This is a genomic window from Caulobacter sp. FV2ps19 (assembly GCF_058681035.1).
Genome location: NZ_CM178729.1, coordinates 727,927 through 751,059 on the forward strand (window position 1 = coordinate 727,927; position 23,133 = coordinate 751,059).

The 23,133-nt window shown below is 67.1% G+C and carries 25 protein-coding genes; 13 read left to right on the forward strand and 12 right to left on the reverse strand.

The features are described from left to right. Window positions 1-81: 81 nt before the first annotated feature. A complete protein-coding gene (scpC, locus tag ACW18B_RS03475) occupies window positions 82-1,593 on the forward strand; it encodes a succinyl-CoA:acetate CoA-transferase ScpC (RefSeq protein WP_492049582.1) in 1,512 nt (503 codons plus the stop codon). Between the two features lie 83 nt (window positions 1,594-1,676). Beyond that, a complete protein-coding gene (locus tag ACW18B_RS03480; RefSeq protein WP_492049584.1) occupies window positions 1,677-2,645 on the forward strand; it encodes an alpha/beta fold hydrolase in 969 nt (322 codons plus the stop codon). A gap of 15 nt (window positions 2,646-2,660) precedes the next feature. On the opposite strand, the gene ACW18B_RS03485 is transcribed toward ACW18B_RS03480, so the two are convergent. After that, the gene (locus ACW18B_RS03485; protein ID WP_492049586.1) at window positions 2,661-3,647 is read right to left on the reverse strand and encodes a 2-hydroxyacid dehydrogenase; all 987 of its coding nucleotides are present in this window, start codon (window positions 3,645-3,647) and stop codon (window positions 2,661-2,663) included. A gap of 73 nt (window positions 3,648-3,720) precedes the next feature. Here ACW18B_RS03485 and ACW18B_RS03490 point away from each other — a divergent pair, with 73 nt between their 5' ends. The 5 genes from ACW18B_RS03490 to ACW18B_RS03510 all read left to right on the forward strand — a co-directional run bounded on the left by ACW18B_RS03490 (window position 3,721) and on the right by ACW18B_RS03510 (window position 8,057). Then, the gene (locus tag ACW18B_RS03490; RefSeq protein WP_492049588.1) at window positions 3,721-4,245 is read left to right on the forward strand and encodes an SH3 domain-containing protein; all 525 of its coding nucleotides are present in this window, start codon (window positions 3,721-3,723) and stop codon (window positions 4,243-4,245) included. A 93-nt stretch (window positions 4,246-4,338) separates the two neighbouring features. Beyond that, window positions 4,339-4,854, forward strand: coding sequence for a 3-hydroxyacyl-[acyl-carrier-protein] dehydratase FabA (fabA, locus tag ACW18B_RS03495; RefSeq protein WP_492049590.1), 516 nt, complete (start codon window positions 4,339-4,341; stop codon window positions 4,852-4,854). Window positions 4,855-4,921: 67 nt separating this feature from the next. Further along, entirely contained in the window at window positions 4,922-6,136 is a 1,215-nt protein-coding gene (fabB, locus tag ACW18B_RS03500) for a beta-ketoacyl-ACP synthase I (RefSeq protein WP_492049592.1), read from the forward strand. A gap of 138 nt (window positions 6,137-6,274) precedes the next feature. Next, complete coding sequence (locus ACW18B_RS03505; RefSeq protein WP_492049594.1) at window positions 6,275-7,177, forward strand: phytanoyl-CoA dioxygenase family protein; 903 nt, start codon at window positions 6,275-6,277, stop codon at window positions 7,175-7,177. Window positions 7,178-7,241: 64 nt separating this feature from the next. Further along, the gene (locus ACW18B_RS03510) at window positions 7,242-8,057 is read left to right on the forward strand and encodes an enoyl-ACP reductase FabI (RefSeq protein ID WP_492049595.1); all 816 of its coding nucleotides are present in this window, start codon (window positions 7,242-7,244) and stop codon (window positions 8,055-8,057) included. Between the two features lie 3 nt (window positions 8,058-8,060). Here the strand turns inward: ACW18B_RS03510 and ACW18B_RS03515 are convergent, their stop codons facing one another. The 3 genes from ACW18B_RS03515 to ACW18B_RS03525 are packed head-to-tail and all read right to left on the reverse strand — an operon-like array spanning window position 8,061 to window position 11,398. Then, window positions 8,061-8,669 (reverse strand): TetR/AcrR family transcriptional regulator, encoded by a 609-nt coding sequence (locus tag ACW18B_RS03515; protein ID WP_492049596.1) that lies wholly within the window; start codon window positions 8,667-8,669, stop codon window positions 8,061-8,063. Further along, window positions 8,669-10,285, reverse strand: coding sequence for a DHA2 family efflux MFS transporter permease subunit (locus ACW18B_RS03520; RefSeq protein ID WP_492049598.1), 1,617 nt, complete (start codon window positions 10,283-10,285; stop codon window positions 8,669-8,671). Before ACW18B_RS03520 ends, ACW18B_RS03515 begins: the two co-directional genes overlap by 1 nt. 9 nt (window positions 10,286-10,294) lie before the next feature. Continuing rightward, window positions 10,295-11,398: an HlyD family secretion protein gene (locus ACW18B_RS03525; protein WP_492049599.1), complete on the reverse strand. Its 1,104-nt coding sequence runs from the start codon at window positions 11,396-11,398 to the stop codon at window positions 10,295-10,297. 269 nt (window positions 11,399-11,667) lie between these two features. Between ACW18B_RS03525 and ACW18B_RS03530 the strand changes: the two genes are divergently transcribed. Beyond that, a complete protein-coding gene (locus tag ACW18B_RS03530) occupies window positions 11,668-11,799 on the forward strand; it encodes a hypothetical protein (RefSeq protein WP_492049601.1) in 132 nt (43 codons plus the stop codon). Window positions 11,800-11,904: 105 nt separating this feature from the next. Here ACW18B_RS03530 and dut read toward each other — a convergent pair whose 3' ends face one another. Next, complete coding sequence (gene dut, locus ACW18B_RS03535; RefSeq protein WP_492049603.1) at window positions 11,905-12,360, reverse strand: dUTP diphosphatase; 456 nt, start codon at window positions 12,358-12,360, stop codon at window positions 11,905-11,907. Between the two features lie 105 nt (window positions 12,361-12,465). Continuing rightward, entirely contained in the window at window positions 12,466-13,662 is a 1,197-nt protein-coding gene (coaBC, locus tag ACW18B_RS03540) for a bifunctional phosphopantothenoylcysteine decarboxylase/phosphopantothenate--cysteine ligase CoaBC (protein WP_492049604.1), read from the reverse strand. 141 nt (window positions 13,663-13,803) lie between these two features. On the opposite strand from coaBC, the gene ACW18B_RS03545 reads away from it, so the two are divergent. Then, window positions 13,804-14,355 carry a hypothetical protein gene (locus ACW18B_RS03545; RefSeq protein ID WP_492049606.1) on the forward strand — a complete coding sequence of 184 codons (552 nt, stop codon included), beginning with the start codon at window positions 13,804-13,806 and terminating at the stop codon, window positions 14,353-14,355. 7 nt (window positions 14,356-14,362) lie between these two features. Here ACW18B_RS03545 and ubiB read toward each other — a convergent pair whose 3' ends face one another. Together ubiB and ACW18B_RS03555 are read right to left on the reverse strand one after the other, a co-directional pair. Continuing rightward, window positions 14,363-15,871 carry a 2-polyprenylphenol 6-hydroxylase gene (gene ubiB, locus ACW18B_RS03550; RefSeq protein WP_492049607.1) on the reverse strand — a complete coding sequence of 503 codons (1,509 nt, stop codon included), beginning with the start codon at window positions 15,869-15,871 and terminating at the stop codon, window positions 14,363-14,365. A gap of 87 nt (window positions 15,872-15,958) precedes the next feature. Then, the gene (locus ACW18B_RS03555; RefSeq protein ID WP_492049609.1) at window positions 15,959-16,717 is read right to left on the reverse strand and encodes a class I SAM-dependent methyltransferase; all 759 of its coding nucleotides are present in this window, start codon (window positions 16,715-16,717) and stop codon (window positions 15,959-15,961) included. An 82-nt stretch (window positions 16,718-16,799) separates the two neighbouring features. Between ACW18B_RS03555 and mutM the strand changes: the two genes are divergently transcribed. Next, the gene (gene mutM, locus ACW18B_RS03560) at window positions 16,800-17,678 is read left to right on the forward strand and encodes a bifunctional DNA-formamidopyrimidine glycosylase/DNA-(apurinic or apyrimidinic site) lyase (protein ID WP_492049610.1); all 879 of its coding nucleotides are present in this window, start codon (window positions 16,800-16,802) and stop codon (window positions 17,676-17,678) included. 4 nt (window positions 17,679-17,682) lie between these two features. On the opposite strand, the gene ACW18B_RS03565 is transcribed toward mutM, so the two are convergent. The 4 genes from ACW18B_RS03565 to ACW18B_RS03580 all read right to left on the reverse strand — a co-directional run bounded on the left by ACW18B_RS03565 (window position 17,683) and on the right by ACW18B_RS03580 (window position 19,418). Next, a complete protein-coding gene (locus ACW18B_RS03565; RefSeq protein WP_492049612.1) occupies window positions 17,683-18,324 on the reverse strand; it encodes a glutathione S-transferase family protein in 642 nt (213 codons plus the stop codon). Then, window positions 18,321-18,761, reverse strand: a complete 441-nt coding sequence (locus ACW18B_RS03570; protein WP_492049614.1) for an SRPBCC family protein — start codon at window positions 18,759-18,761, stop codon at window positions 18,321-18,323. The genes ACW18B_RS03565 and ACW18B_RS03570 overlap by 4 nt, the downstream gene beginning before the upstream one ends. Continuing rightward, entirely contained in the window at window positions 18,758-19,096 is a 339-nt protein-coding gene (locus tag ACW18B_RS03575; RefSeq protein ID WP_492049615.1) for an ArsR/SmtB family transcription factor, read from the reverse strand. The genes ACW18B_RS03570 and ACW18B_RS03575 overlap by 4 nt, the downstream gene beginning before the upstream one ends. A 136-nt stretch (window positions 19,097-19,232) precedes the next feature. Further along, a complete protein-coding gene (locus ACW18B_RS03580; protein ID WP_492049616.1) occupies window positions 19,233-19,418 on the reverse strand; it encodes a hypothetical protein in 186 nt (61 codons plus the stop codon). A gap of 141 nt (window positions 19,419-19,559) precedes the next feature. Here ACW18B_RS03580 and ACW18B_RS03585 point away from each other — a divergent pair, with 141 nt between their 5' ends. The 3 genes from ACW18B_RS03585 to dnaA all read left to right on the forward strand — a co-directional run bounded on the left by ACW18B_RS03585 (window position 19,560) and on the right by dnaA (window position 22,641). Then, on the forward strand, window positions 19,560-20,354 hold the full coding sequence (locus ACW18B_RS03585) for an enoyl-CoA hydratase-related protein (protein ID WP_492049618.1): 795 nt from the start codon (window positions 19,560-19,562) through the stop codon (window positions 20,352-20,354). Window positions 20,355-20,502: 148 nt separating this feature from the next. After that, entirely contained in the window at window positions 20,503-20,778 is a 276-nt protein-coding gene (rpsT, locus tag ACW18B_RS03590; protein WP_492049620.1) for a 30S ribosomal protein S20, read from the forward strand. A gap of 396 nt (window positions 20,779-21,174) precedes the next feature. Next, window positions 21,175-22,641: a chromosomal replication initiator protein DnaA gene (gene dnaA / locus ACW18B_RS03595; RefSeq protein ID WP_492049622.1), complete on the forward strand. Its 1,467-nt coding sequence runs from the start codon at window positions 21,175-21,177 to the stop codon at window positions 22,639-22,641. The last annotated feature ends 492 nt before the right edge of the window (window positions 22,642-23,133 follow it).

Here is a 23,133-nt window from a genome sequence, read left to right on the forward strand (position 1 = left end):
GCGAAGTGCGGCCGCCCGTGCGTTAAGGGAGCTGCGTGAGCTTCCGGGACGGTCCTGGACGGCGTTGCGGGAGTGAACGTGATGCGTCAGCCCATCCAGTGCGAAGCCCTGAAGTCCAGGGTGACCAGCGCCGAAGCCGCCGCCGCGCTGATCGCGCCCGGCAGCACGGTCGGCATGAGCGGTTTTACCGGCTCGGGCTATCCCAAGGCTGTGCCCATGGCGCTCGCCGCCCGGATCGAGGCCGAACACGCGGCGGGCAACCCCTTCAAGCTGCGGGTCTGGACCGGCGCCTCGACAGGCCCCGAGCTGGACGGCGCCCTGGCGCGCAGCGACGGCATCGAGTTCCGGCTGCCCTATAATTCCGACCCCATCGCCCGCGAGAAGATCAATCGCGGCGAGATGGAATATTTCGACATGCATCTGAGCCAGGTCGCGCCGATGGCCTGGCAGGGCTTCCTGGGTCCGCTGGACACGGCGGTGGTCGAGGTGTCCGGCATTCGACCCGACGGCGCGCTGATTCCGTCCTCGTCGGTGGGCAACAACAAGACCTGGCTGGATCGCGCCAGCCAGGTGATCCTTGAGGTCAATCGCTGGCAGAATCCGGCGCTGGAGGGCATGCACGACATCTATTACGGCACCGCCCTGCCACCCAACCGCGTGCCGATCCCGCTGATCCGGCCCGACGACCGGATCGGGGAAGCCTGTTTCCGGGTCGATCCGGCCAAGATCGTCGCCATCGTCGAGACCGAGGCGCCCGACCGCAACCTGCCGTTCGCGGCCCCCGACGGCGCGGCCCTGGCCATTGCCGGTCACCTGCTGGACTTCTTCGCCCACGAGGTCGCCAAGGGGCGGCTGCCGGCGTCGCTTCTGCCCCTTCAGTCAGGGGTGGGCAATATCGCCAACGCCGTGCTGACGGGCCTGGTCGACGGGCCGTTCGAGAACATGACCTCCTATACCGAGGTGATTCAGGACGGCATGCTCGACCTGTTGGACAGCGGCAAGCTGCGCATGGCCTCGGCCACGGCCTTCTCGCTGAGCCCCGAAGCCGCCGCCCGGCTTAATGCCGACATGGGCCGTTATCGCGACCGGATGATCCTGCGGCCGCAGGAGATCAGCAACCATCCCGAGCTGATCCGTCGCCTGGGCTGCCTGGCCATGAACGGCCTGATCGAGGCCGACATCTATGGCAACGTCAATTCCACCCATGTGATGGGCTCGCGCATCCAGAACGGCATCGGCGGGTCCGGCGACTTCGCCCGCAACGCCTATGTCTCGATCTTCATGACGCCCTCGACGGCCAAGGGCGGCAAGATCTCGGCGATCGTGCCCCAGGCCTCACATGTCGACCACATCACCCAGGACGTCCAGGTGCTGGTCACCGAACAGGGCCTGGCCGATCTGCGCGGTCTGTCGCCCAAGCAGCGGGCCCAGGTGATCATCGAGAACTGCGCCCATCCGGACTACCGGCCGGCGCTACAGGACTATTATCGTCGGGCGCGGCTCGGTTCCTACGGCCAGCAGTCGCCGTCCCTGCCGGGCGAGGCCCTGTCCTGGCACCAGCGGTTCATGGACACCGGCACGATGCGCGCCTGATCTCCAGGCCTCGCGTCGCTTGACGGCGATGCGAGGCGGGGTCTTCTCTTCCCGCAAGAACAAGAAGGGGCGGGGAGAAGCGCATGAAGACGCTGGCGCGTGGTCTGTTGATCGCGATGGGCCTGATCGGGGTTCTGGCGGTGACGGGATGGTTGGTCCTGCAACGCCCGGACATCCCCTATGACGTTCTGGAGGCCAAGTACGAAAGTCCGGCCTCGCGGTTCATGGACCTGCCGGGCGGGTTGCGGGTCCACTATCGCGACGAAGGGCGCCGCGAAGGTCCGACCCTGGTGCTGGTGCACGGCTATTCCGCCTCGCTGCAGGCCTGGGAGCCCTGGGTTCGCGCGCTGTCCAGCGACTATCGCGTCATCAGCCTGGACCTGCCTGGCCACGGCCTGACCCGGTCCGATCAGGGCTATGTGGGCGGCCGGGAAGGCTATGGGGCGGTCATCGATCAGGTCGCCACGCGTCTGGGTGTTGAGCGGTTCACCGTGGTCGGCAATTCCATGGGCGGGGCTGTGGCCTGGAACTACGCGGTCAATCATCCGGACCGGATCGACGGCCTGGTTCTGGTCGACGCGGCCGGCTGGCCTTCACAGGGCGACAGCCAGGTGATGATCTTCAATGTCCTGCGGCATCCTGTGGGCCGAGCCCTGCTGAAGAACACGGACGCCCGCCCGTTGATCCGCCAGGGCCTGCAGGCGGGTTATGTGGATCCCAAGCTGGTGACGACCGAACTGGTCGACCGCTATGTCGAACTGGCCCGGGGGCCCGGGCATCGCGATATCCTGCTCAGTCTGCAGACGGGCCCGCGTCGCAACGCTACGCCGGCGCTGCTGGCCCGGATCACCGCTCCGACGCTGGTGATGTTTGGCCAGCAGGACAAGCTGATCCCCGCGGCCGACGGTCAGCGCTTCGCCGACGCCCTTCCGGACGCGACCCTGATCACCTATCCCGGCGTGGGCCACGTGCCGATGGAGCAGATCCCCGATCGTTCCGCCGCCGATCTGAAGGCGTGGCTCAAGGCGAAGGTCTATCCGGGCCCCGGTTGAGCGCCGTTCAAGGCCTCACAGCATCGACGGAATCACCCGGTCCGGCGGGCGGTGGCCGTCCATGAAGGTCTTCACGTTGACGATGACCTTCTCGCCCATGTCGATGCGGCCCTCGACCGTGGCCGAGCCCATATGGGGCAGCAGCACGACATTGGGCAGCTTCAGGAGCTTGGGATTGATCGCCGGCTCGTGCTCATAGACGTCCAGGCCGGCGCCGGCGATATCGCCGCGGGCCAGCATGTTGGCCAGAGCGCCTTCGTCGATCACCTCGCCACGGGCGGTGTTGACCAGGATGGCGTGCGGCCGCAGCAGCTTCAGCCGGCGGGCCGACAGCAGGTGATAGGTGGCCGGGGTGTGCGGACAGTTGACCGAGATGAAGTCCATCCGGGCCAGCATCTGGTCCAGGCTTTCCCAGTAGGTGCAGCCCAGTTCCTCGGCGATGCGCGGACTGACCGGCTTGCGGTTGTGATAGTGCACCTGCATGCCGAACGCCTTGGCGCGGCGGGCCACGGCCTGGCCGATGCGGCCCATGCCGATAATGCCCAGGCGCTTGCCCCACAGGCGGCGGCCCAGCATCCAGGTCGGCGACCAGCCCTGGAAACCGCCGCTCTTGACCACTTCGGCGCCTTCGACGATGCGGCGCGAGGCGGCCATGATCAGGGTCATGGTCAGGTCGGCGGTGTCCTCGGTGAGAACGCCGGGCGTATTGGTGACGATGATGCCGCGCGCATTGGCGGTGGCCACATCGATATTGTCGACGCCGGCCCCAAAATTGGCGATGAGCTTGAGCCGATCGCCGGATCGCGACAGAAGACGCGAGTCGATGCGGTCGGTGATCGTCGGCACCAGCACGTCGCACCGGCTCATGGCGTCGGCCAGTTCATCCGCCGTCAACGGTTTGTCGGTCACGTTGAGTTCGGTGTCGAATAGCTCGCACATTCGCGTCTCCACCGGATCGGGGAGTTTGCGGGTGACGATGACCTTGAGCTTGCGGGCTGCCATGGGCGGTTTGAAAAGCTCTCTCTGACGGGCGTTTGAAAACCTGTAGCAAAGGGGCCCGGTGGGGCCAAGCAAGATGCCGTCGAATTCCAAACATCGTTCGCTTGGCGCCCTGGCCGTTCTGGCCGGGATCGGCCTGGCGACCCGCGCCGGCGCCGCCGATCCGCCGCGCATCACGCCGTCGGGCCTTGATGTGCCGCGCTACGTCTCGCTGAAGTACGACACGGTCAATGGGCGCAATGGTCCCGATGAGGGTCATCGCCTGCTGTGGGTCTATCGCGCCAAGGGCCTGCCGGTGCAGGTGGTGGCCGAAACCCGGGAATGGCGGCGCATCTGCGATCCCGAGGGCGGCCTGGCCTGGGTGCACCGGCGCACCACCGATGGTCATCGCACCGCCATGCGCACCCAACCCACGCCCCTGGCCCTGCTGGCCAGCCCCAAGCCCGGGGCGAAGATAAACGCCTGGCTGCGTGGCCGATCCACCGCCAATCTCGACAAATGCGAAAAAGGCTGGTGCCGACTGAAGGCCGAGGGCGCGCATGGCTGGGTGCGCGAAACCGAGATCTGGGGCGCATCGCCCGAGGTTCAGTGCAAATCCTAGAGGCCGATCTGCCCGGCCGCGGCGCACAAAGGTTCACAAGCGTTACTGAAAGTAACATTGAGGCCCGCCCCGCCCTCGTGCTAGGGCGTGGCCATGCAACAGAGCTCCTTCACCTTCGACGAACTCCTGGCCTGTGGTCGGGGCGAACTGTTCGGCCCCGGCAACGCCCAGCTGCCCGTCCCGCCGATGCTGATGTTCGATCGCATCGTCCGCATCGAAAAAGACGGCGGCAAGTACGGCAAGGGCTATGTCGAAGCCGAATTCGACATCAATCCCGACCTTTGGTTTTTCGGCTGTCACTTCATCGGTGATCCGGTCATGCCCGGCTGCCTGGGCCTGGACGCCATGTGGCAGCTGGTCGGGTTCTTCCTGGGCTGGTCGGACGCGCCGGGCCGTGGCCGCGCCCTGGGCGTCGGCGAAGTGAAGTTCACCGGTCAGGTCACGCCGGTCGTCAAGAAGGTGACCTACAAGATTGATCTCAAGCGGGTGATCATCCGCAAACTGGTCATGGGCATCGCCGACGGCGTGATGGAAGCGGACGGCAAGGCGATCTACGAGGCCCACGATCTCAAGGTCGGCCTGTTCACAGCGGACCAAATGGCGTCGTGATCCGACAGTAGGGCGGCCGCATCAGAGCCCGCCCCTTTCGGATCATGGGGAGAGAAGAGGAAGTATCATGCGTCGCGTCGTCGTAACCGGACTGGGTATCGTCTCGTCCATCGGCAACACCGCCAGCGAGGTTCTCGCCTCGTTGCGCGAAGCCAAGTCGGGTGTGGTCGCCGCCCCGGACTATGCCGAGCTGGGCTTCCGGTGCCAGGTTCACGCCACGGTCAAGCTCGACTCCTGGGAGGCCCTGGTCGATCGCCGCGCGGCGCGTTTCCTCGCGCCCGGCACGGCCTATGCCCACATCGCCATGGAACAGGCGATCGCCGATTCCGGCCTTGAAGAGTCGGAGATTTCCAACGAACGCACGGGCCTGATCGTCGGATCGGGCGGCCCGTCCACCCGGGTGATCGTCGAGGCCGCCGCCACGACCAAGGAAAAGGGCCCCAAGCGCATCGGTCCGTTCGCGGTGCCCAAGGCCATGAGCTCGGGCCCGTCGGCCGTGCTGTCGACCTGGTTCAAGATCCGCGGCATCAACTATTCGATCAGCTCGGCCTGCGCGACCAGCGCCCACTGCATCGGCGCGGGCGCCGAGCAGATCCAGATGGGCAAGCAGGACATCGTCTTCGCCGGCGGCTGCGAGGAGCTGGACTGGACCCTGTCCAACCTGTTCGACGCCATGGGCGCCATGAGCAGCAACTTCAACGACCGGCCGGCCGTGGCCAGCCGCGCCTATGACAAGGATCGCGACGGCTTCGTGATCGCCGGCGGCGCCGGGATCGTGGTGCTGGAAGACTACGAGCACGCCAAGGCGCGCGGGGCCAAGATCTATGGCGAGGTCGTCGGCTACGCCGCCAATTCCGATGGGTTCGACATGGTCGCGCCGTCGGGCGAGGGCGCGGCCCGCTGCATGAAACTGGCCATGGGCGAGGCCGGCGGCCGGACCATCGACTATCTGAACCCGCACGGCACCTCGACGCCGGTGGGCGACAGCAAGGAGATGGGCGCGGTTCGCGACGTGTTCGGCGACAAGGCCCCGTTGATCTCCTCGACCAAGTCCTTGACCGGGCACAGCCTGGGCGCGGCCGGGGCGCAGGAGGCGATCTATTCGATCCTGATGCTCAACAACGATTTTGCCGCCCAGAGCGCCAATATCGAAAACCTCGACCCCGAATTCGCCGATCTGCCGATCCTGCTGGAGCGCGCCGACCGCGAACTGACCACGGTGATGTCCAACAGCTTCGGCTTTGGCGGCACCAACGGCACGCTGATCATCAGCAAGGTCTGATGGTCGGCGCGGGGCTTCGGTGACCGCGCGCCAGGCCTAGGATCTGTTTAGAGCGGGCCGCCCCGCCGCGACCTGAGATTGATCTTTTCCCCCGGGACCGTTTAAGGAACGACAGGTGACCACCGGGGGCGGCGGACAATGCGTTTTCATAGCGAGCCACCGGCGCCATGGGCCGAGGGCGACGAGATCGAGGCCTATCTCATCGCTGTCGGCGCCAGTGAGGCCGAGCGCCAGTTCGTGGCCGATCTGCACCGCGACGGCGTCGCGATCATCGACCTGGGCCCCGAGGGCGTGGCGCTCTGCGACGCGGTGATCGCTCAGACCGATGGCTATTTCGCGTCTGGCGCGCGGCGCGCCCAGGACGCCTGGCGGCGTTCGCCGGCGGTGCGGGCCCTGTCGACCCTGCCGATCATCGAGTCCCGGCTTCGTCTGGCCTATGGCCGCAAGCCCTTCGCGTTCCAGACCCTGAACTTCCTGGTCGGCAGTGAGCAGCGGGCCCACAGCGACACCGTCCATTTTCACAGCGAGCCGCAAAGGTTCATGTGCGGGGTGTGGATCGCTCTGGAGGATGTGGAGCCTGACGCCGGGCCGCTGTTCTATCATCCGGGCAGCCACCGTCAGCCGGTGCTGGGCATGGAGGCGGTCGGGGTCGCCGACCGCGTGGCCACGGCCGAGGACTATGAACGCTTCTATGAGCCGGCCTTCGCCCGCCAGCTGGACAACGCGCCGCGCCGGGCCCTGCTGAAGAAGGGCCAGGCTCTGGTCTGGGCCGCCAACCTGGCCCATGGCGGCACGGCCATAGAGCGTCAGGGCGCGACCCGCCGGTCGCTGGTGGTCCACTATTTCTTTGAAAACTGCCTCTATTACACGCCGCGCCTGTCGCATGAGGCGAGGGGCCGCCTGTACCTGCGTTTGCCGTCGAACCTGCGGACCGGCGGCTGGGTCTGGCCCAGGGTGGACGGCCGGCGGGTCCGGCTGGGGCCACGCGCGATCCTCGGCTTCATTCGCCAAACCCTGCTGCGGACGGTCCGCGTCCATTAGGCCGGGGTTCCAAGGCGCGATGGGTCCTGCTAGCTAGCGACGAGACTTTCAGGAGAGCCAAGCCATGGCCGACGAATACGCATTCCCCAAGGGCGAGCTGATGCGGGGCAAGAAGGGCCTCGTCATGGGCGTGGCCAATCACAACTCCATCGCCTGGGGCATCGCTTCTCAGCTGGCCGCCCAGGGCGCCGAGATGATCTTCACCTATCAGGGCGAGGCCCTTGAGCGTCGCGTCCGGCCGCTGGCCGAGAGCATCGGCGTGACCACCCTTGTCCCCGCCGACGTCACCGACGACGCCTCGATGGACGCGGCTTTCGCGACCATCGAAGAGACGTTCGGCACGATCGACTTCGTGATCCACTCGGTGGCCTTCGCCAACAAGGACGAACTGAAGGGGTCGTTCGTCGACAACACCACCCGCGAGGGTTTCCTGCTGGCCATGAACATCTCGGCCTTCAGCTTCGTCGACGTCGCCAAGCGCGCCGCCAAGCTGATGCCCAACGGCGGCTCGCTGATCACCATGACCTATCTGGGGTCGGAGCGGACCATCCCCAACTACAACACCATGGGCGTCGCCAAGGCGGCGCTGGAAGCCTGCACCCGCTATATCGCCCGCGACCTGGGTCCCAAGGGCATCCGCTGCAACGCCATCTCGGCCGGCGCCATGCGCACCCTGGCCCTGGCGGGCATCTCGGGCGGCCGGGGCATGATCGCCCAGGGCCGCGCCTTCAGCGCCATGAAGGAAGACACCTCTATGGAAGGCGTCGCGGGCTGCGCCCTGTGGCTGGCTTCGGACCTGGGTCGTTCGACCACCGGCGAAGTGGTTCACGTCGACGCCGGCTTCCACATGATGGGCATGCCGGACGAAGCCGAAGCCTGATTTTTAAGGGGCATAGGCCCGGATGAAGCGCTCGGCGGCCTCGCGCGCGAGGCTGTCGAACTCTTCCGGAGTCTTGTCCGGGGGCAGACGCAGCAGGGACCGCAGCTGGCTGTGGCCCAGGACCATGCCCGTGAAGAACTCCGCGGCCTGATCGAAATTTTCAATCTTCAGGCGACCCAGGCGGGTCTCGGTTTCCAGGAAGGCGGCCAGCTGCCGCCGTGCGTGGCGCGGCCCGGCCTCGAACACCTCGTGAGCGACGTCGGGCATTTCACCCGCCCCCTGGATGATCACACGCATCACCGAATGACCCTTGGTCGAGATCACGGTGTCCAACACTGAACGGGCATAGGCTGTCAGCGCCTGGCGCGGATGGTTGTCGGCGATGGCGTCGCGCAAGGGGGCGGTGATCACAGCGACCCGCCGCGCCATCAGCGCCCGGATCAGCTCGGCCTTGCAGCCATAGTGATTATAGACCGTCTGCTTGGACACGCCCGCCTGCCTGGCGATGGCCGCCATGGGGGCCGACAGGCCACGCTGGCCAATGACCTCGATGGCTGCGTCGAGAATGGCCTCGGTCTTGGCGACGTCGATCTGTCCCGGAACCCTGGGCATCAGTGCGCGTCCGAGGGCGGCGCCGCCGCGCCGGCCGCCGGCTGGGCCAGCAGCGACACGCCCGCGGCGATGAAGCAGCCTATGGCCAGCAGGGTGAAGCTGTCGCCGAAGGCCAGCACCGTGGCCTGTTGCTCGAGCATGCCGGAAAAGGCCTTGCGGGCGGCGCCGTCCGGGTTGGCGACGCCCAGCTGGGTCATGCGGGCGACCAGGGCCGTCATCATGCTCTGCGCTCCGCCGCTGCCGGCCGTGACGCTGGACGACAGGGAATTGTAGTAGAGCGCCGTCTGCTGGGTGATGGTGGTGGCCAGCATGGCCAGCCCCATGGCCCCGCCGGTATTGCGCGCCAGATTGACCAGGCCCGAGGCGTTCTTGACCATGTGCGGGGGCAGGGTGCTCATGGTGATCTGCTGGGTGGCGATCATCGCGATCATCACGCCGACGCCGCGACAGGCCTGAACCCCGGCAAACTCCCAGAAACCCCATTCCGCGGTCACGCCGTGGGCCATGTACATGCCCCAGCCGGCCAGCAGGAACCCGACGACCATGGGCACGCGCGGGTCGGTCTTGCGGACCAGTCGGCCCGCGATCGGACCGGTCAGAAACATCGAGAGACCGGAAATCACCATGGTGGTGCCCACCTCGGACGCCGAATAGTGGCGCACCCGGCCCAGGAACTGCGGCAGCAGGAAGGTGCCGCCAAACAGGCTGGCGCCGGACACGGCGGTCATCAGCACCCCGACGGAGAAGTTGCGGTTGGCGAAGGCCCGCAGCTCGACGATCGGATTGTTGTAGGTCAGGGATCGCCAGACGAAGACCACGCCGGTGACGGCGGCCAGAACGGCCAGGCCCAGGATCACGTCGTCCTGGAACCAGCTGTTCTTGGCGCCTTCTTCCAGCACGAACTGCAGGCTCATCAGGAAGGTGGCCATCACGCCCAGGCCGAACCAGTCGAAACCCTGGGAGAGGCTGGGGTCGCCCTTGTCGAACTCGCCCCAGCGCGCGACGCCGAACAGCACGATCAGGCCGGTCGGCACATTGATGAAGAACAGCCAGCGCCAGGACAGCCACTCGGTCAGATGGCCGCCCAGGGTGGGACCCACCGTCGGGGCCAGGGTGACGATCAGGCCCATGATCACGCTGGCGGTGATCCGACGCTCGGGCGGGAAGGCGGTGAAGGCCACGGCGAACACCGTCGGGATCATCGCCCCGCCGATGAAGCCCTGCAGGGCCCGGGTCACGATCATCATGTCGATCGACGAGGACAGACCCGTCAGGACGCTCATGATGATGAAGCCGGCGCACGAGGCCAGATAGACCTTCTGGGTGCCCCACAGACGCGACAGATAGCCCGACAGCGGGATCATCACGACTTCGGGGATCAGATAGGCGGTCTGGATCCAGCTGACCTGGTCGGCGCTGGCGCCCACGCCGGCCTGGATCTGCGGCAGGGAGGCCGCGACGATCTGGATGTCGAGAATGGCCATGAACTGGCCGATGACCATGGCGCCGAAGCCGAGGAACAGCTTGGTCCAGTCGATCTGTGGCGTCGCGGGCGGCGCGCCCGCGCCCGATGAGGACGACGTGGCGCCGGAGGCGGGGAGAGCGGCGGCGGTCATGGCCGGGCGCTAGCGCGCGGCCCCTTCGCGCGCGACCTGCGGCGAGACCTGACCGGCTTCAGCGAAGGAGGGGCCCGAGCGGTCGCGGACATCGACCTTGATCTCGACCGACAGGCCCGGACGCAGGGCCGCGCCGTACTTGGAGGGGTCAACGGCGATCTTCACCGGCAGGCGCTGGGTGATCTTGGTGAAATTGCCCACCGCGTTCTCGACCGGGATCAGGGCGAACTCCTGGCCGGTGGCCGGGGCGAAGCTGTCGACCTTGCCGCGGATCGTCTGCTTGCCGAAAGCGTCGGCCTTGATCTCGACCGGCTGGCCCACCCGCAGGCGGGAGACCTGGGTTTCCTTGAAATTGGCGATCACATAGCTCTGGCCCAGGGGCACCACCGACATCAGCGAGACGCCGGGCTGCACCAGTTGCCCCGGACGGACCGACCGGGCCCCGACGACGCCGGCGACCGGCGCGCGGATGACGGTGTGGTCCAGATCCAGCCTGGCCTGCTCGACCGCTGCATGGGCGGCGGCGGCCTGGGCGATGGTCTGCGCCTTGGCGGACCCCAGCGACTGGGCGGCGCGTCGTTCGGCTTCAAGCGCGGCCTGGGCGCTGACCACGGCGGCCGAGCTCTGGGAGGCGGTCGCGCGCGTGGTCTGGATCTTCTGCTGCGAAACCCAGCCCTCGCCGGCCAGGCTGCTATAGCGGTCGAGATCGGCCTTGGCCCGGCTGGCGTCAGCCTGGGCGGACGACACCCCCGCCGCCTTCTGGGCGATCAGGGCCTGTTCGAGCATGGCCTTGTCATCGACGGCGCTGATGGCGGCGTCCAGGGCCTGGGCGTTGGCTATCGCCTGATCAAGCCTGGCCTGGAAGGTCGAGGGATCGATACGGGCCAGGACCTGGCCGGGTTCCACCCGCTGGTTGTCAGCGACCAGAACCTCCTGGACAGCCCCGGAAACCTGCGGGCTGATCTGCACGGTGTCGGCCTGAACAAAGGCGTTGTCCGTGGACTCGAACCTTTGCTTGTCGATGAACCAGAGCGTTCCGCCGACCACGATCGCCAGGGCGGCGACGCCGCCGACAACCATGGGAACAAGCTTCTTGTTTTCCGGAACAGCCATGACCCAAACCCTGACAAACCCAACAGCGCGACGCGCCCGATAAAGGCCGCCTGCCTCAGCGGCAAGTGATAAATGGACGCAGGCGTCCAAAAATCAAGAGGTTCGCCCGCGCCAAGGGCTCCCGTGACAACGGGTCGCAATTTCGCCTTGCGCTAGAATCAATAGACACTAGAAGCCGTCCCCCACCGCAACCAAGCGACGGGGAGCGCGTATCTCTATTGCGGTCTCTGTCCGCCGCCCTCGTTACGCTCGCGCCAAAGGATGCGCCGATGAATATTCAGCCCCCGCTCGGTCAATCGCCCCTGGCCATGTTCCGGCCCGTGCTCTGGCTTGCCGCTGCAGCCTTCGCCGCCGGTTTCGGCGGCTATCTGGTCGTGGGCCTGCGCGCCGTCAACGGCTAGGGCCTAGAGCATCGTGCGGAAAAGTGGACGCCGGTTTTCCGCAAAACCGATGCGAAAACAAAAACCTGGAGCAAGGCGCGAGAGTCCGATTTCACGCGCCTTGCTCTAGACGCCCGTTGAGCCGAACCCGCCCGCGCCCCGGTCGGTGGCGTCCAGGCTGTCGACCTCGACCAGCATCCACTGCGGCGCGGCGGCGATGACGCCCTGGGCGATGCGATCGCCGCGGCGGATCGTGAAGTCCTCTTCTCCCAGATTGATCAGCAGGACGCAGACCTGACCGCGATAGTCGCTGTCGATGGTGCCCGGCGCATTGGTGACCGTGACGCCGTTCTTGAACGCCAGGCCTGAGCGCGGCCGCACCTGCATCTCGAACCCGTCCGGGATCGCCACCGAAAAGCCGGTGGGGGCCATGCAGCGTGCGCCGGGCTTCAGCACGATCGGCTGATCCTCCGGCACATGGGCCCGCAGGTCGAAACCCGCCGCGCCCGCCGTGGCATAGGTCGGAACCGGCAGGTCGGCATTGTCGTCCCAGCGTTTGAAACGGATCGTGAGCGCAGGCATCGTCAGGGTCCTGAAGGGCGAAGCGCCCCGGCTGTAGCTGATTTGGCGGGTTCGGGGCCAGCCCTTCGGGGGCCAGTCCTTGGGGAGTCAGGCCTTGGGGGGGGGTCAGGCCAGGGCGGCGGCGATCCGCAGGGCGATGGCGCGCGCCACCTCGTCCTTGGAGGTCCGGTCCCAGCGCTCGGTCTTCTCGCGGGTGACCAGCAGGACGGCGTTCTCGTCGCCGCCCATCACGCCGGGCTCAGTGACATCATTGGCGATGATCCAGTCGCAGCCCTTTCGCGACAGCTTGGCGCGGGCGTGCATCTCGACATCATTGGTCTCGGCGGCGAAGCCGATGACCAGGCGCGGACGACGGGGCCCGGTGGCTGAAACGGTGGCCAGGATGTCGGGGTTTTCGACGAAGGTCAGGGCCGGCGGGCCGCCCTTTTCCTTCTTCAGCTTGGTTCCGAAGGCCTCATCGACCCGCCAGTCGGCGACGGCGGCGACGAAGACGCCGACATCGGCGGGCAGGGCGGCCTGGCTGGCGGCCAGCATCTGGCGGGCGGTCTCGACATCGACGCGGGTCACGCCGGGCGGGGTGGGCAGGAACACGGGGCCGGCGATCAGGGTGACCTCGGCCCCCAGCCGGGCCAGGGCCTCGGCGATGGCGAAGCCTTGCCGCCCGCTGGAGCGGTTGGTGACGCCGCGCACAGGATCGATCGGCTCGAAGGTCGGACCGGCGGTGACCAGGGCCCGCTTGCCGGCCAGGGGCTTGTCGATCGGGCCGTCCAGGGCGTCCATGATGGCGGTGAAGATGACGTCGGGCTCGGCCAGACGGCCCGGGCCGAACTCGCCGCAGGCCATGGCCCCCTCGTCCGGGCCGACAAACCGCACGCCGTCGGCTTTCAGGGTGGCGATATTGCGCTGGGTGGCCGGGTGCAGCCACATTCGCACGTTCATGGCCGGCGCCATCAGCACCGGCTTGTCGGTGGCCAGCAGGGTGGTCGAGGCCAGGTCGCCGGCCAGGCCGTGGGCGGCCTTGGCGATCAGGTCGGCGGTCGCCGGGACCACCACCACCAGGTCGGCTGAGCGCGACAGCTGGATGTGGCCCATCTCGGCCTCGTCGGTCAGGGAGAACAGCTCATCATAGACCCTGTCCTCGGCCAAGGAGCCCAGGGACAGGGGCGTGACGAACGCGGCCCCGGCCTTGGTCAGGATCGGTCGCACAGCGACCCCGGCCTTGCGCAGCAGGCGCGTCAGCTCCAGCGCCTTGTAGGCGGCGATGCCGCCGCCGACGATCAGAAGAACCCGTTTGTCACCCACAGCCGGTCAGTCTCCGCCTTGCTCATGGCCCTTATGGCCCATGCGCGGCGATCCGACAAAGGACAAGCGTGTGACGGACTCGACTCGTGTTCCGTTTTCGTTCATATATCGGAAAGGTTGATCAAATGGGATAATGGAGCCATGAGGTTGAACGGATTTCAGATCGGCGCCGCGTCGTTGCTGGCGATCGGCGCTCTGGTTCTGGCGGCGTGCGATGGCGGCGCCTCTGCGGTGCGCGCGCCCAAGGCCGGCGAAAGGGCCGAGTCCGGCAGGGCGGATCCCTCGCCGCCCGCGCGGACGGATCGAAGCGACCCGCGCGACGCCCCGGTTCGCCTGGTGTCGGGCAAGCCGTTCTGGGCGGCCAACCGAACCCGCACCGCCGAGGAAAACGCCCAGCGCGGCTTTGAGCGCAACGGCGCGGCCTTCGGCGCCGAGACGGTCGACGACTATGTCGCCGCCGCCCACAGGTTCGTCAGCGATCCGCCCAAGGGCGTCGAGACCCTGACGCGGGCCAATGGCGACACCCTGATCTATGATCCCAAGGGCAATGTCTTCGCGGTGGTTTCCAAGGCGGGCGCGCCCCGGGCCCTGTTCAAGCCCGACGACGGCGCGCTCTATTGGGACGCGCAGAAGGCGCGCGAGGCGCGTCGCGCCACAGCCGCCCGTGAGCGAGAACCGTCAACCAGCGGATAGTCTGCGCTCAGCCGAAGGCCCGGGCGCCGGCCAGAAAGGCCAGAACCGCCACCAGCGCGCCGGTCGCGAACCAGGCCAGCGGGCTGCCGGTCCTGGGCGTGACGACGGCCACGGTCGCCGGCGGCGTCTCGGCCAGGCGGGCCAGGGCCCTCAAGGCCTTCAGCGCCTCGTCGGCGAAGTCGCGAACCTTGGCGGCGGGTGACAGCTCGCGGGTGATCCAGCGACGGACCACGGGATCGGCGGCGGCCCAGATGTCATGAGCCGGATCGATGCGCCGGGCCACGCCCTCTACGGTGACCATGGTCTTCTGCAGCAGAACCAGTTCGGGCCGCAGGGCCATTTCGAACAGGGCGGTGATCTCGAACAGCTGGGCCAGCAGCTTGCCCATCGACACCTGGCGGGCGTCGCGGCCGAAGATCGGCTCACCGACTGCGCGCAGGGCCTGGGCGAAGGCGTCGACATCGTGGTGGGCGGGCACATAGCCGGCCTCGAAATGGATCCGCGCGATGCGCGCATAGTCGCGGTTCAGGAAGCCGTACAGGATCTCGGCCAGATATTTCCGCTCGCCGGGGCCCAGGCGACCGATGATGCCGTAGTCGACAGCCACCACTTTGGCCGGCGCCGCGACGAACAGATTGCCCTCGTGCAGGTCGGCGTGGAACAGCCCGTGGTCCAGGGCCTGGGCCAGGAAGCCGCGGGTGATGTTGTCGGCCAGGGCCTTGCGGTCCAGGCCCGGCAGGTTGAGCGTTTCAGGGTCCGACAGAGGCTCTCCGTCGGCCCAGCTGAGGGTCAGGACCCGTTTGCCGACGCCGTCCCAGACCACCGCCGGGGCGGTCATATAGGCGTCCCGGGCCATCACCTCGCCCAGCTCGGCGCAGCCGGCGGCCTCGAAGCGCAGGTCCATCTCCAGGTCCAGGGCCCGGATCACCACCTCGACGAAATCGCGGGGCTTCAGGCGACGGGCTTCAGGGACCAGCCGATCGGCCAGGGCGGCGGCCAGGCGCAGTACGGCGCTGTCCTCGGCCACGCGTCGCTCGATCCCGGGGCGCAGCACCTTCACCGCCACCTTTTGGCCGTCCAGCAGCCAGGCCGGATGGGCCTGGGCCAGGGAGGCGGCGGCGACCGGTTCATCCAGCTGCGAGAACAGGGTCTCGAGCGGTCGGCCCAGGCTGAGTTCGATCGCGATGCGGGCCTGGTCGAGCGGGAAGGGCGGCAGGCGGTCCTTCAGGCGAGACAGGTCGTCGGCGAACGGGGTCCCGAAGATGTCGGCCCGGGTCGACAGGAACTGGCCCATCTTGATCGCGGCGGGGCCCAGGGTTTCCAGAACGCCGGCCAGCCTCTGGCCGGGTCGGCCCAGCCGGGCGCGGGGTCCGGAGAAAAGCCGCAGGGTCCGTGCGGCCAGCCGCGCCGAAGGCGGGAGCAGGGGGTCGATCTCGCGGGGGATCAGGGCGTCGGCCCGCACCAGCACCCAGCCCGCGCCGATCAGGCGCCAGAAGGCGGACAGTCTGGAGCTCATCGGCGCGGCTCAGCCCGGTGATCGGGGCCTCGGCCCTCGCTGGGGCGATCGGGTGAGGAAGGCATAGGTCGCGGGAAACAGCTCAACTCAGAGCGCCCAGCCCTGGTGCATCGCCGCGACGCCGCCAGTGAAGTTTGAGTAGGTGGCCCGCTTGAAGCCAGCCGCTTCCATCATCGCCAGGAAGGTCCGCTGGTCGGGGAAACGGCGGATGCTCTCGACCAGGTACTGATAGGCGTCACGGTCCTTGGCCACCCATTCGCCGACCTGCGGGATGACCTTGAAGCTGTAGGCGTCATAGGCTTTCGCCAGAAACTCGGTGGCCGGGCGCGAAAATTCCAGACAGATGAACCGTCCGCCGGGCTTGAGCACCCGGCGCGCCTCGCGAAGGGCCGCATCGATATCGGTGACATTGCGAATGCCGAACGAGATGACATAGGCGTCGGCATAGGCGTCGGGCAGGGGAAGGCGCTGAGCGTCGCCGACGGTCCAGGTGATCTCGGGCTCGCCGCCCTTTTCGATGCCGGCGGCGATCATCTCGGCATTGTAGTCGATGATGTTGATCAGGGCGTCGGGACCGCCGCGGCGCTCCTGGGCGCGGCGGGCCATTTTCGCGAAGCGGCGGGCCATGTCGCCGGTGCCGCCGGCGCAGTCGATGATCACCTCGCCCGGTTGCGGATTGAGGCGCGCGGCGACGGCGTCCTTCCACAGACGGTGCACGCCCCCGCTCATCAGGTCGTTCATCAGGTCGTAGTTCTTGGCGACGCGGTCGAACACGCCGCGCACGAGGCCGGCCTTCACCGAAGGATCGACGTCCTTGAAACCGAATGTAGCGGCAGGCTTGCTCATGACGTCTTTCGACCAGGCTCTATATAGGTTCGTCCGCTCTTAGACCGCCGACCGCGTCGCGTCACCTTCTTGAGGCCCAACCTTGCCCGAATTACCCGAAGTCGAGACGGTCCGCCGGGGCCTTGAGCCGGTGCTGAGCGGCGCGCGCCTCAGCCGCGTGCGGGCCAACCGCCCCGATCTGCGCTTTCCGTTGCCGGATGGCTTCGTCCAGCGCCTGACCGGCGCCAGGATCCTGCGGCTGGACCGGCGGGCCAAATATCTGCTGGCCCCGCTGGATCGCGGCGACACCCTGGTGATGCATCTGGGCATGACCGGGCGTTTTGAGATCGCCGCGCCTGAAGGCGCAAACCCAGCAAGAATTGGCCGCCCCGGCGACTTCGCCCGCGAAGTCCGGCCCGACGACAAGCACGCCCATGTGATCTTCGAAACGGAAGAGGGGGCGGTGGTCACCTATCACGACCCCCGGCGCTTCGGGTTCATGGACCTGATCCCCACCGACCGCGTGGATCACCATCCCTGGTTCGCGACCATGGGCCCCGAGCCTCTGGGCGAGGGTTTTGACGCCAGGACCCTGGTGAAAGCCTTCGCCAATCGCAAGCAGGGGCCCAAGACCCTGCTGCTGGACCAGAAGACGGTCGCGGGCCTGGGCAATATCTATGTGTGCGAGGCCCTGCACCGGGCGCGGATCTCGCCGTTCAAACCGTCGGGCATGATCGCCGGCAAGCGGCTGGGGCCTCTGACCACGGCCATCAAGGACGTGCTGGCCGAGGCGGTCGAGGTCGGCGGCTCCACCCTGAAGGACTTCGCCGCCGCCGACGGGGCCCTGGGCTATTTCCAGCATCGTTTCCGGGTCTATGACCGCGAGGGCCAGCCGTGCCCGACGCCGGGTTGCAAGGGCGTGATCGCCCGCGAAGTCCAGGCGGGGCGCTCGACGTTCTTCTGTCCGGAATGCCAGGTCTGAAGGGTCAGTCCGCCGCCGCGAAATGAGCCATCTGGTCGGCATGGGCCTTCACGAAGGCGGGGCGGGCCGTGGCGCGGGCGACGTAGTCGCGACAGGCGGGATAGTCCGCCAACCCGTCGAACCGATCGACGAGGCGCAGGACGTCGGCCATCAGGATGTCGGCGATGGAGAACGTCCCGGCCAGCCAATCGCGGCCGGCCAGCACCGGCTCCAGGTGTCTGAGACGGTGGGTCTTGAGGAAATCGTCCATCATCTTCCAGGCCGCCGTATCGCGGCTCTCTCCAGAGAACACCAGAATGGACCAGGGCAGGCTCGCCGCCTCGACCGAGTTGAGGGCCGCGAAGAGCCACGCCTTGGCGTCGCTTCGGCCGCGCGGATCGGTGGGCAGCAGCGCGTCGCTCAGCTCGCCGAGATGCAGCAGGATCGCGCCGCTTTCGAAAATCGACAGGTCCCCGTCGGTCAGCCACGGCGCCTGGCCAAAGGGCTGATGCGCGAAGTGCTCGGCCGTCTTGTCGCGGAAGGGCGTGCTCTCGACGCGATAGGACAGGCCAGCTTCCTCCAGCGCCCAGCGCACGCGCAGGTCGCGCACAAAGCCGCGCGGCGGTTCGGGCGCCCAATCGAAGGTGGTGAGGGTCAGGTCGCTCATGGGGCGTCTCCAAGAAATACCGGGAGCTTGTCGAGCAGGCCGCTCCAGCCGGCCTCGTGGCTTTGGCGCGCGTCTTCGTCTGGCAGATGGTCGTGGATCAGGGTCAGTTCGGTTCCGCCGTCCAGTGGCTCAAGCTGGAACGTGACCAGCGACTCGCGTTCCGGCATGCCGGGCCAGTCCCAGGTGAAGACCAGTTTCTTTTCGGGAACCACCTCTCGATAGAGTCCGGTCGGGTTGTGCTCCTGGCCGTTCAGCAGCCGGAACACGATACTGAACCGCCCGCCCGGGCGAACATCGGCCAGGGCGCTGAGTGTCGGCCCCGCATCCGGCCCCCACCACAGCATCATCTGCTCAGGCCGGGTGATCGCCGCCCACACCCTGGCGGGCGGGGCCTTGATCCTGCGCACAAGGGTCACGCTGGGAAGGTGAGGGCTCATGGCTCGCCATCCTCTTCAACGAGCGCCACCAACCGGTCGAGGCTTACCGTCCAGAGGCGCTCATACCGTTCGAGCCAGGCCATCGCCTCGCGCATCGGCGCGACGGAAAGGTGAACCGATACGGTCCGGCCGGTCTTGGTGCGTGTGATCAGTCCCGCATCGGACAGTACATCCAGATGCTTCATCATGCCGGGAAGCTTCAGCGACAGCGGCCGTGCGAGCTCGCTCACCGACAGTCCGGGCTCGTCCTTCAGGCGCAGCAGCAGATGCCGCCGGGTGGGGTCGGCGAGCGCCGCGAACGTACGATCGATATCGGAGGCCTGATGCTTCACCATGTAGTGAAGTGTTGTTCATTTGCCTGGCGGAGTCAATCTCCGGCGCGAGGCGGGCCGAGCACCCCAAAGCCTTCGTCATCCCGCCGCGGGGCGGGCATGACGGAGGCTTTGGGGTCGGCAGAGGGGGGAGCCCCGATCACTTCACTGGATGGGCCAGACCGATCGGCTCGGCCGGCGGGTCCTCACCATGGTCGCCCTCGGGAACGATCTCTGACGGCTCTTCTTGTCTGGCCAGGTCGCGGGCCCCGACCCCGCCGCCGTCATGGATATTGCGGTTCGCATCGGGGGTGGTCGGATCGTAGGTGTCGTCGCGGTCGGCCATGAAGTCTCTCCTGATACTGCGGATCAAACGGTCCGGCGCCCGGGGCGTTCCGCGCGGGTGGTCGATGGGCGAGGCTTCCCGCCGTCAAGGGCTCCCCTTGCGCCCGACGCGCTCTATAACGGCCGTCCATCATCAAGGAGCATGCGCGTGGCCTACGAGACCCTGATCGTCGAAACCGCTCCGGAGGGCGCCGCCGGCGTCGTGCTGATCCGGCTTAATCGGCCTGAAGCCCTCAACGCCCTGAACGCCCAGTTGCTGGGCGAACTGGCCGTTGCTTTGGGCGAAGCCCAGGCCGACGATGCGGTCGGCTGCATCGTGCTGACCGGCTCGGCCAAGGCCTTCGCGGCCGGGGCCGACATCAAGGAGATGGCCGACAAGTCCTATGCCGAGATGTTCAAGGCCGACGTCTTTACCGCCGGCGCGCGGGCCATCGAACAGTGCCGCAAGCCGATCATCGCCGCCGTATCCGGCTACGCCCTGGGCGGCGGCTGTGAGCTGGCGATGATGTGCGACGTCATCATCGCCGCCGACGGCGCCAAGTTCGGCCAGCCCGAGATCACCCTGGGCGTCGCGCCCGGCATCGGGGGCACCCAGCGTCTGACCCGCTTTGTCGGCAAGTCCAAGGCCATGGACATGATCCTGACCGGGCGGATGATGGGCGCCGAGGAGGCCGAGCGCTCAGGCCTGGTCAGCCGGGTCTTTCCGGCCGACATGCTGGTGGGCGAGGTCCTGGCGATCGCGGCCAAGATCGCGGGCCAGTCGCCCCTGGCCGTGGCGATGAACAAGGAACTGGTCCTGGCCGCCTATGAAACCACCCTGACCACCGGCGTGGCCCTGGAACGGCGCCTGTTTCACTCGCTGTTCGCCTTCGAGGATCAGAAGGAAGGCATGGCGGCGTTCGTCGAGAAACGTAAACCGGTGTTTAAGGGGCGCTGAGGCCGGGGCGCGACCGCTCGTCGCACCCCGTGGGGATTCCGTAGCGACAGCCGTTGACCGATCCCTTGGCTTCCCGTATATCCGCGCGCTCAAGATTTTTCCTGCTTCGCGGCTCTTCCGCGCGGCTGTCCGTTTCGAGGTCCAACCTATGGCCAATAATCCCGGCGCCAAGAAGGCGATCCGCAAGATCGCCCGTCGCACCGAGGTCAACACCGCGCGCCGTTCGCGCGTGCGCACCTTCCTCCGCAAGTTTGAAGACGCCCTGACGGCCGGTGACGTCGCCGTCGCCAAGGCCGCCTTTATCGAGGCGCAATCGGAACTGATGCGCGCCGTTTCCAAGGGCGTGGTTCATCCGAACACGGGCTCGCGCAAGGTGTCGCGCCTGGCCGCTCGCCTGAAGAAGCTGGACAAGGCCGCCGCCTAGTCCAAATTCTTGACGAACACTGTTCGTTTAAGAATTTCAAGATCTTACGAGAGCCGGTTGGAGCAATCCAACCGGCTTTTGCTTTGCGCTCAATTGCACGCTTCTCAGAAATAACAACGTCCGAAAAAGAGCGCACTTAACTATTCCCTTGCCAGGCGAGGAGCTCTCGCGAGTCAACAGAAATATCCGCGATCGGACTCAAGTTTTCCGTTTGACCGGCAGGGTCGGCTGGCTAATTTAGGGGTCTCAGCGCTCTTCCAGCCTTTGGAAAAAAACGGTGGCGGCGAAACCCTAGTGTTCGCCGATCGAGCCCCCGTGTGCGCTGAAAAACCGATCGTCGGCCTGTGGGGGGGCGGCGACTGGATGCGGGCGGTTTTTGTACGAGGCGGTGGACGAATGTCGATTAAGGGCGGGGTGGCGAGCCAAACGTTCTCAGCTGCAATTCCAGCGGTGGCCTGTGAGCCGGCCGGCGGAGTCTGGCAGAAGGTCTGCGTGAGCTTGAAGCGTGAGCTGGGTGATGCCGCCTTCGGGTCATGGATCGCCCCGGCGATCCTGCGCGAAGGACCTTCGGGCGACGTGGTCCTGGTCACGCCGACCGGGATCGCCCGCGACTGGGTTCGTCGTAGCGCCTGGCGTCGCATCGGCGAGCTGTGGACCGCCAATGATCCGATGGCGCGGCGCATCGATCTGAAGTCGCGTCAGGAATTCGAAGCCACGGCCGGCGCCTATGTCGACGCCGCCAAGGCCGAGCCCATCGAGATCGTTCTGCCCGTCTCGTCCGACACCCCCAGCCTGGCCCCGGCGTCCGGCGGCAAGCCGTCGCGGACCCAGGGTCTGCAGGAACGCTTCACCTTCGACACCTTCGTGCCGGGCCCGGCCAATGAATTCGCCCACGCCGTGGCGCGCCGCGTGGCGTCCTGGGCCGACGGCCACTTCAATCCGGTGCTGTTCCACGGCCCCTACGGCTTTGGCAAAACCCACCTGCTCAACGCCCTGGCCTGGGAGGCCATGCGTCAGGCCCCGACCAAGCGCGTGGTCTATCTGACCGCCGAGCGCTTCCTGTCGACCTTCGTGCGCGCCGTGATGGATCGCCAGACGGCCGCCTTCAAGGAAGAGCTGCGGGCCGCCGACCTGCTGATCATCGACGATGTCCACTTCATCGCCGGCAAGCAGTCGACCCAGGAAGAGCTGTTCCACACCCTGACAGCGCTGGTTGAGGAAGGTCGCCGCGTCGTGTTCTCGTCGGACCGTCCGCCGTCGGCCATGACCGAGATGGACGCCCATCTGCGCTCGCACCTGTCGGCGGGCCTGGTCTGCGGCCTCGAGCCGGCCGACCGCTCGCTGCGGATGGGCATTCTGGAGCGCAAGATCCAGACCCTGTCGATCGCCCACGGCTCCGAGCCGACCATGCGTCCCGACGTTCTGCAGTTCCTGGCCGACCGCTTCACCGACAGCGTCCGCGAGCTGGAAGGCGCGCTCAACACCCTGTCGGCCCGGGCCGGCGAAGGCCTGTCGCGTCTGTCGCTCGAAGAGGTGCAGGCCATCCTGCGTCCGCACCTGCGCTCGGGCGAGAAGCGCATCACCATCGACGACATCCAGAAGGCCACCGCCGACCACTACGGCATGAAACAGGCCGACCTGCTGTCCGAGCGCCGCAACCGCGCCATCGCCCGGCCCCGCCAGGCGGCCATGTGGCTGGCCAAGCAACTGACCACCCGCTCGCTGCCCGACATCGGCCGGCGGTTCGGCGGTCGCGACCACACCACCGTCCTGCACGCCGTGCGCCGCATCGAGGCCCTGCGCGTCGAAGACAGCGCCCTGAACCAGGACCTGGAGACCTTGACGCGCAAGCTGCGCGGCTAGGCCGGGCGGGCCGGTTTCTGTTGCGTCAGGTTCAAGACTTGAAAGAGGGGCCGCTCCGGATGGGGCGGCCCTTTTTTCTTGGGGCGGGCGCAAGCCGAAGGTCGGGAGTCTCGGCGGCCCCAGGGGCGTTCAGGGGGCCTTTGGTTGCTCTCGCCTCTTTGCAGAGACAACCAAACCTGAGCAGGCTCTTGGCGGACCGCAGTTGAAAGTTTGAGAAATGAAGTGGGCCGTCATCATTCTCATCCTGGGCGTCGCCGCCTGTTCTCCCGGCGTGTCATCTGAGACCGCGCAGGGGGCGTATAGTTACACGGAAGGTTTGCCTGGCGAGCGTCTGACTCTGGGTCCGAGAGGCACGTACGAGCACGTGTGGAACAATGGGGGGCGGCGCGAGCAAGGAAATTGGCGCCTTAGACGTGAACCCTACGATGACTGCGATAGGGTTGAGATGCGGGGCTTTACGGTGACGAACGGTGGCCGTGTGGATCGGAGAAC

Excerpts from the sequence above, each read along its gene's own strand:
- scpC (WP_492049582.1), top strand. The coding sequence starts at position 82 with ATGCGTCAGCCCATCCAGTGCGAAGCCCTGAAGTCCAGGGTGACCAGC.
- ACW18B_RS03565 (WP_492049612.1), bottom strand. The coding sequence starts at position 18,324 with ATGAGCGACCTGACCCTCACCACCTTCGATTGGGCGCCCGAACCGCCG.
- ACW18B_RS03545 (WP_492049606.1), top strand. The coding sequence starts at position 13,804 with ATGAGGTTGAACGGATTTCAGATCGGCGCCGCGTCGTTGCTGGCGATC.
- ACW18B_RS03520 (WP_492049598.1), bottom strand. The coding sequence starts at position 10,285 with ATGACCGCCGCCGCTCTCCCCGCCTCCGGCGCCACGTCGTCCTCATCG.
- ACW18B_RS03555 (WP_492049609.1), bottom strand. The coding sequence starts at position 16,717 with ATGAGCAAGCCTGCCGCTACATTCGGTTTCAAGGACGTCGATCCTTCG.
- ACW18B_RS03505 (WP_492049594.1), top strand. The coding sequence starts at position 6,275 with ATGCGTTTTCATAGCGAGCCACCGGCGCCATGGGCCGAGGGCGACGAG.
- ACW18B_RS03515 (WP_492049596.1), bottom strand. The coding sequence starts at position 8,669 with ATGCCCAGGGTTCCGGGACAGATCGACGTCGCCAAGACCGAGGCCATT.
- ubiB (WP_492049607.1), bottom strand. The coding sequence starts at position 15,871 with ATGAGCTCCAGACTGTCCGCCTTCTGGCGCCTGATCGGCGCGGGCTGG.
- ACW18B_RS03480 (WP_492049584.1), top strand. The coding sequence starts at position 1,677 with ATGAAGACGCTGGCGCGTGGTCTGTTGATCGCGATGGGCCTGATCGGG.
- ACW18B_RS03580 (WP_492049616.1), bottom strand. The coding sequence starts at position 19,418 with ATGGCCGACCGCGACGACACCTACGATCCGACCACCCCCGATGCGAAC.
- dnaA (WP_492049622.1), top strand. The coding sequence starts at position 21,175 with ATGTCGATTAAGGGCGGGGTGGCGAGCCAAACGTTCTCAGCTGCAATT.
- ACW18B_RS03510 (WP_492049595.1), top strand. The coding sequence starts at position 7,242 with ATGGCCGACGAATACGCATTCCCCAAGGGCGAGCTGATGCGGGGCAAG.
- ACW18B_RS03485 (WP_492049586.1), bottom strand. The coding sequence starts at position 3,647 with ATGGCAGCCCGCAAGCTCAAGGTCATCGTCACCCGCAAACTCCCCGAT.
- fabA (WP_492049590.1), top strand. The coding sequence starts at position 4,339 with ATGCAACAGAGCTCCTTCACCTTCGACGAACTCCTGGCCTGTGGTCGG.
- ACW18B_RS03585 (WP_492049618.1), top strand. The coding sequence starts at position 19,560 with ATGCGCGTGGCCTACGAGACCCTGATCGTCGAAACCGCTCCGGAGGGC.
- ACW18B_RS03490 (WP_492049588.1), top strand. The coding sequence starts at position 3,721 with ATGCCGTCGAATTCCAAACATCGTTCGCTTGGCGCCCTGGCCGTTCTG.
- rpsT (WP_492049620.1), top strand. The coding sequence starts at position 20,503 with ATGGCCAATAATCCCGGCGCCAAGAAGGCGATCCGCAAGATCGCCCGT.
- ACW18B_RS03525 (WP_492049599.1), bottom strand. The coding sequence starts at position 11,398 with ATGGCTGTTCCGGAAAACAAGAAGCTTGTTCCCATGGTTGTCGGCGGC.
- ACW18B_RS03530 (WP_492049601.1), top strand. The coding sequence starts at position 11,668 with ATGAATATTCAGCCCCCGCTCGGTCAATCGCCCCTGGCCATGTTCCGG.
- ACW18B_RS03570 (WP_492049614.1), bottom strand. The coding sequence starts at position 18,761 with ATGAGCCCTCACCTTCCCAGCGTGACCCTTGTGCGCAGGATCAAGGCC.
- dut (WP_492049603.1), bottom strand. The coding sequence starts at position 12,360 with ATGCCTGCGCTCACGATCCGTTTCAAACGCTGGGACGACAATGCCGAC.
- fabB (WP_492049592.1), top strand. The coding sequence starts at position 4,922 with ATGCGTCGCGTCGTCGTAACCGGACTGGGTATCGTCTCGTCCATCGGC.
- ACW18B_RS03575 (WP_492049615.1), bottom strand. The coding sequence starts at position 19,096 with ATGGTGAAGCATCAGGCCTCCGATATCGATCGTACGTTCGCGGCGCTC.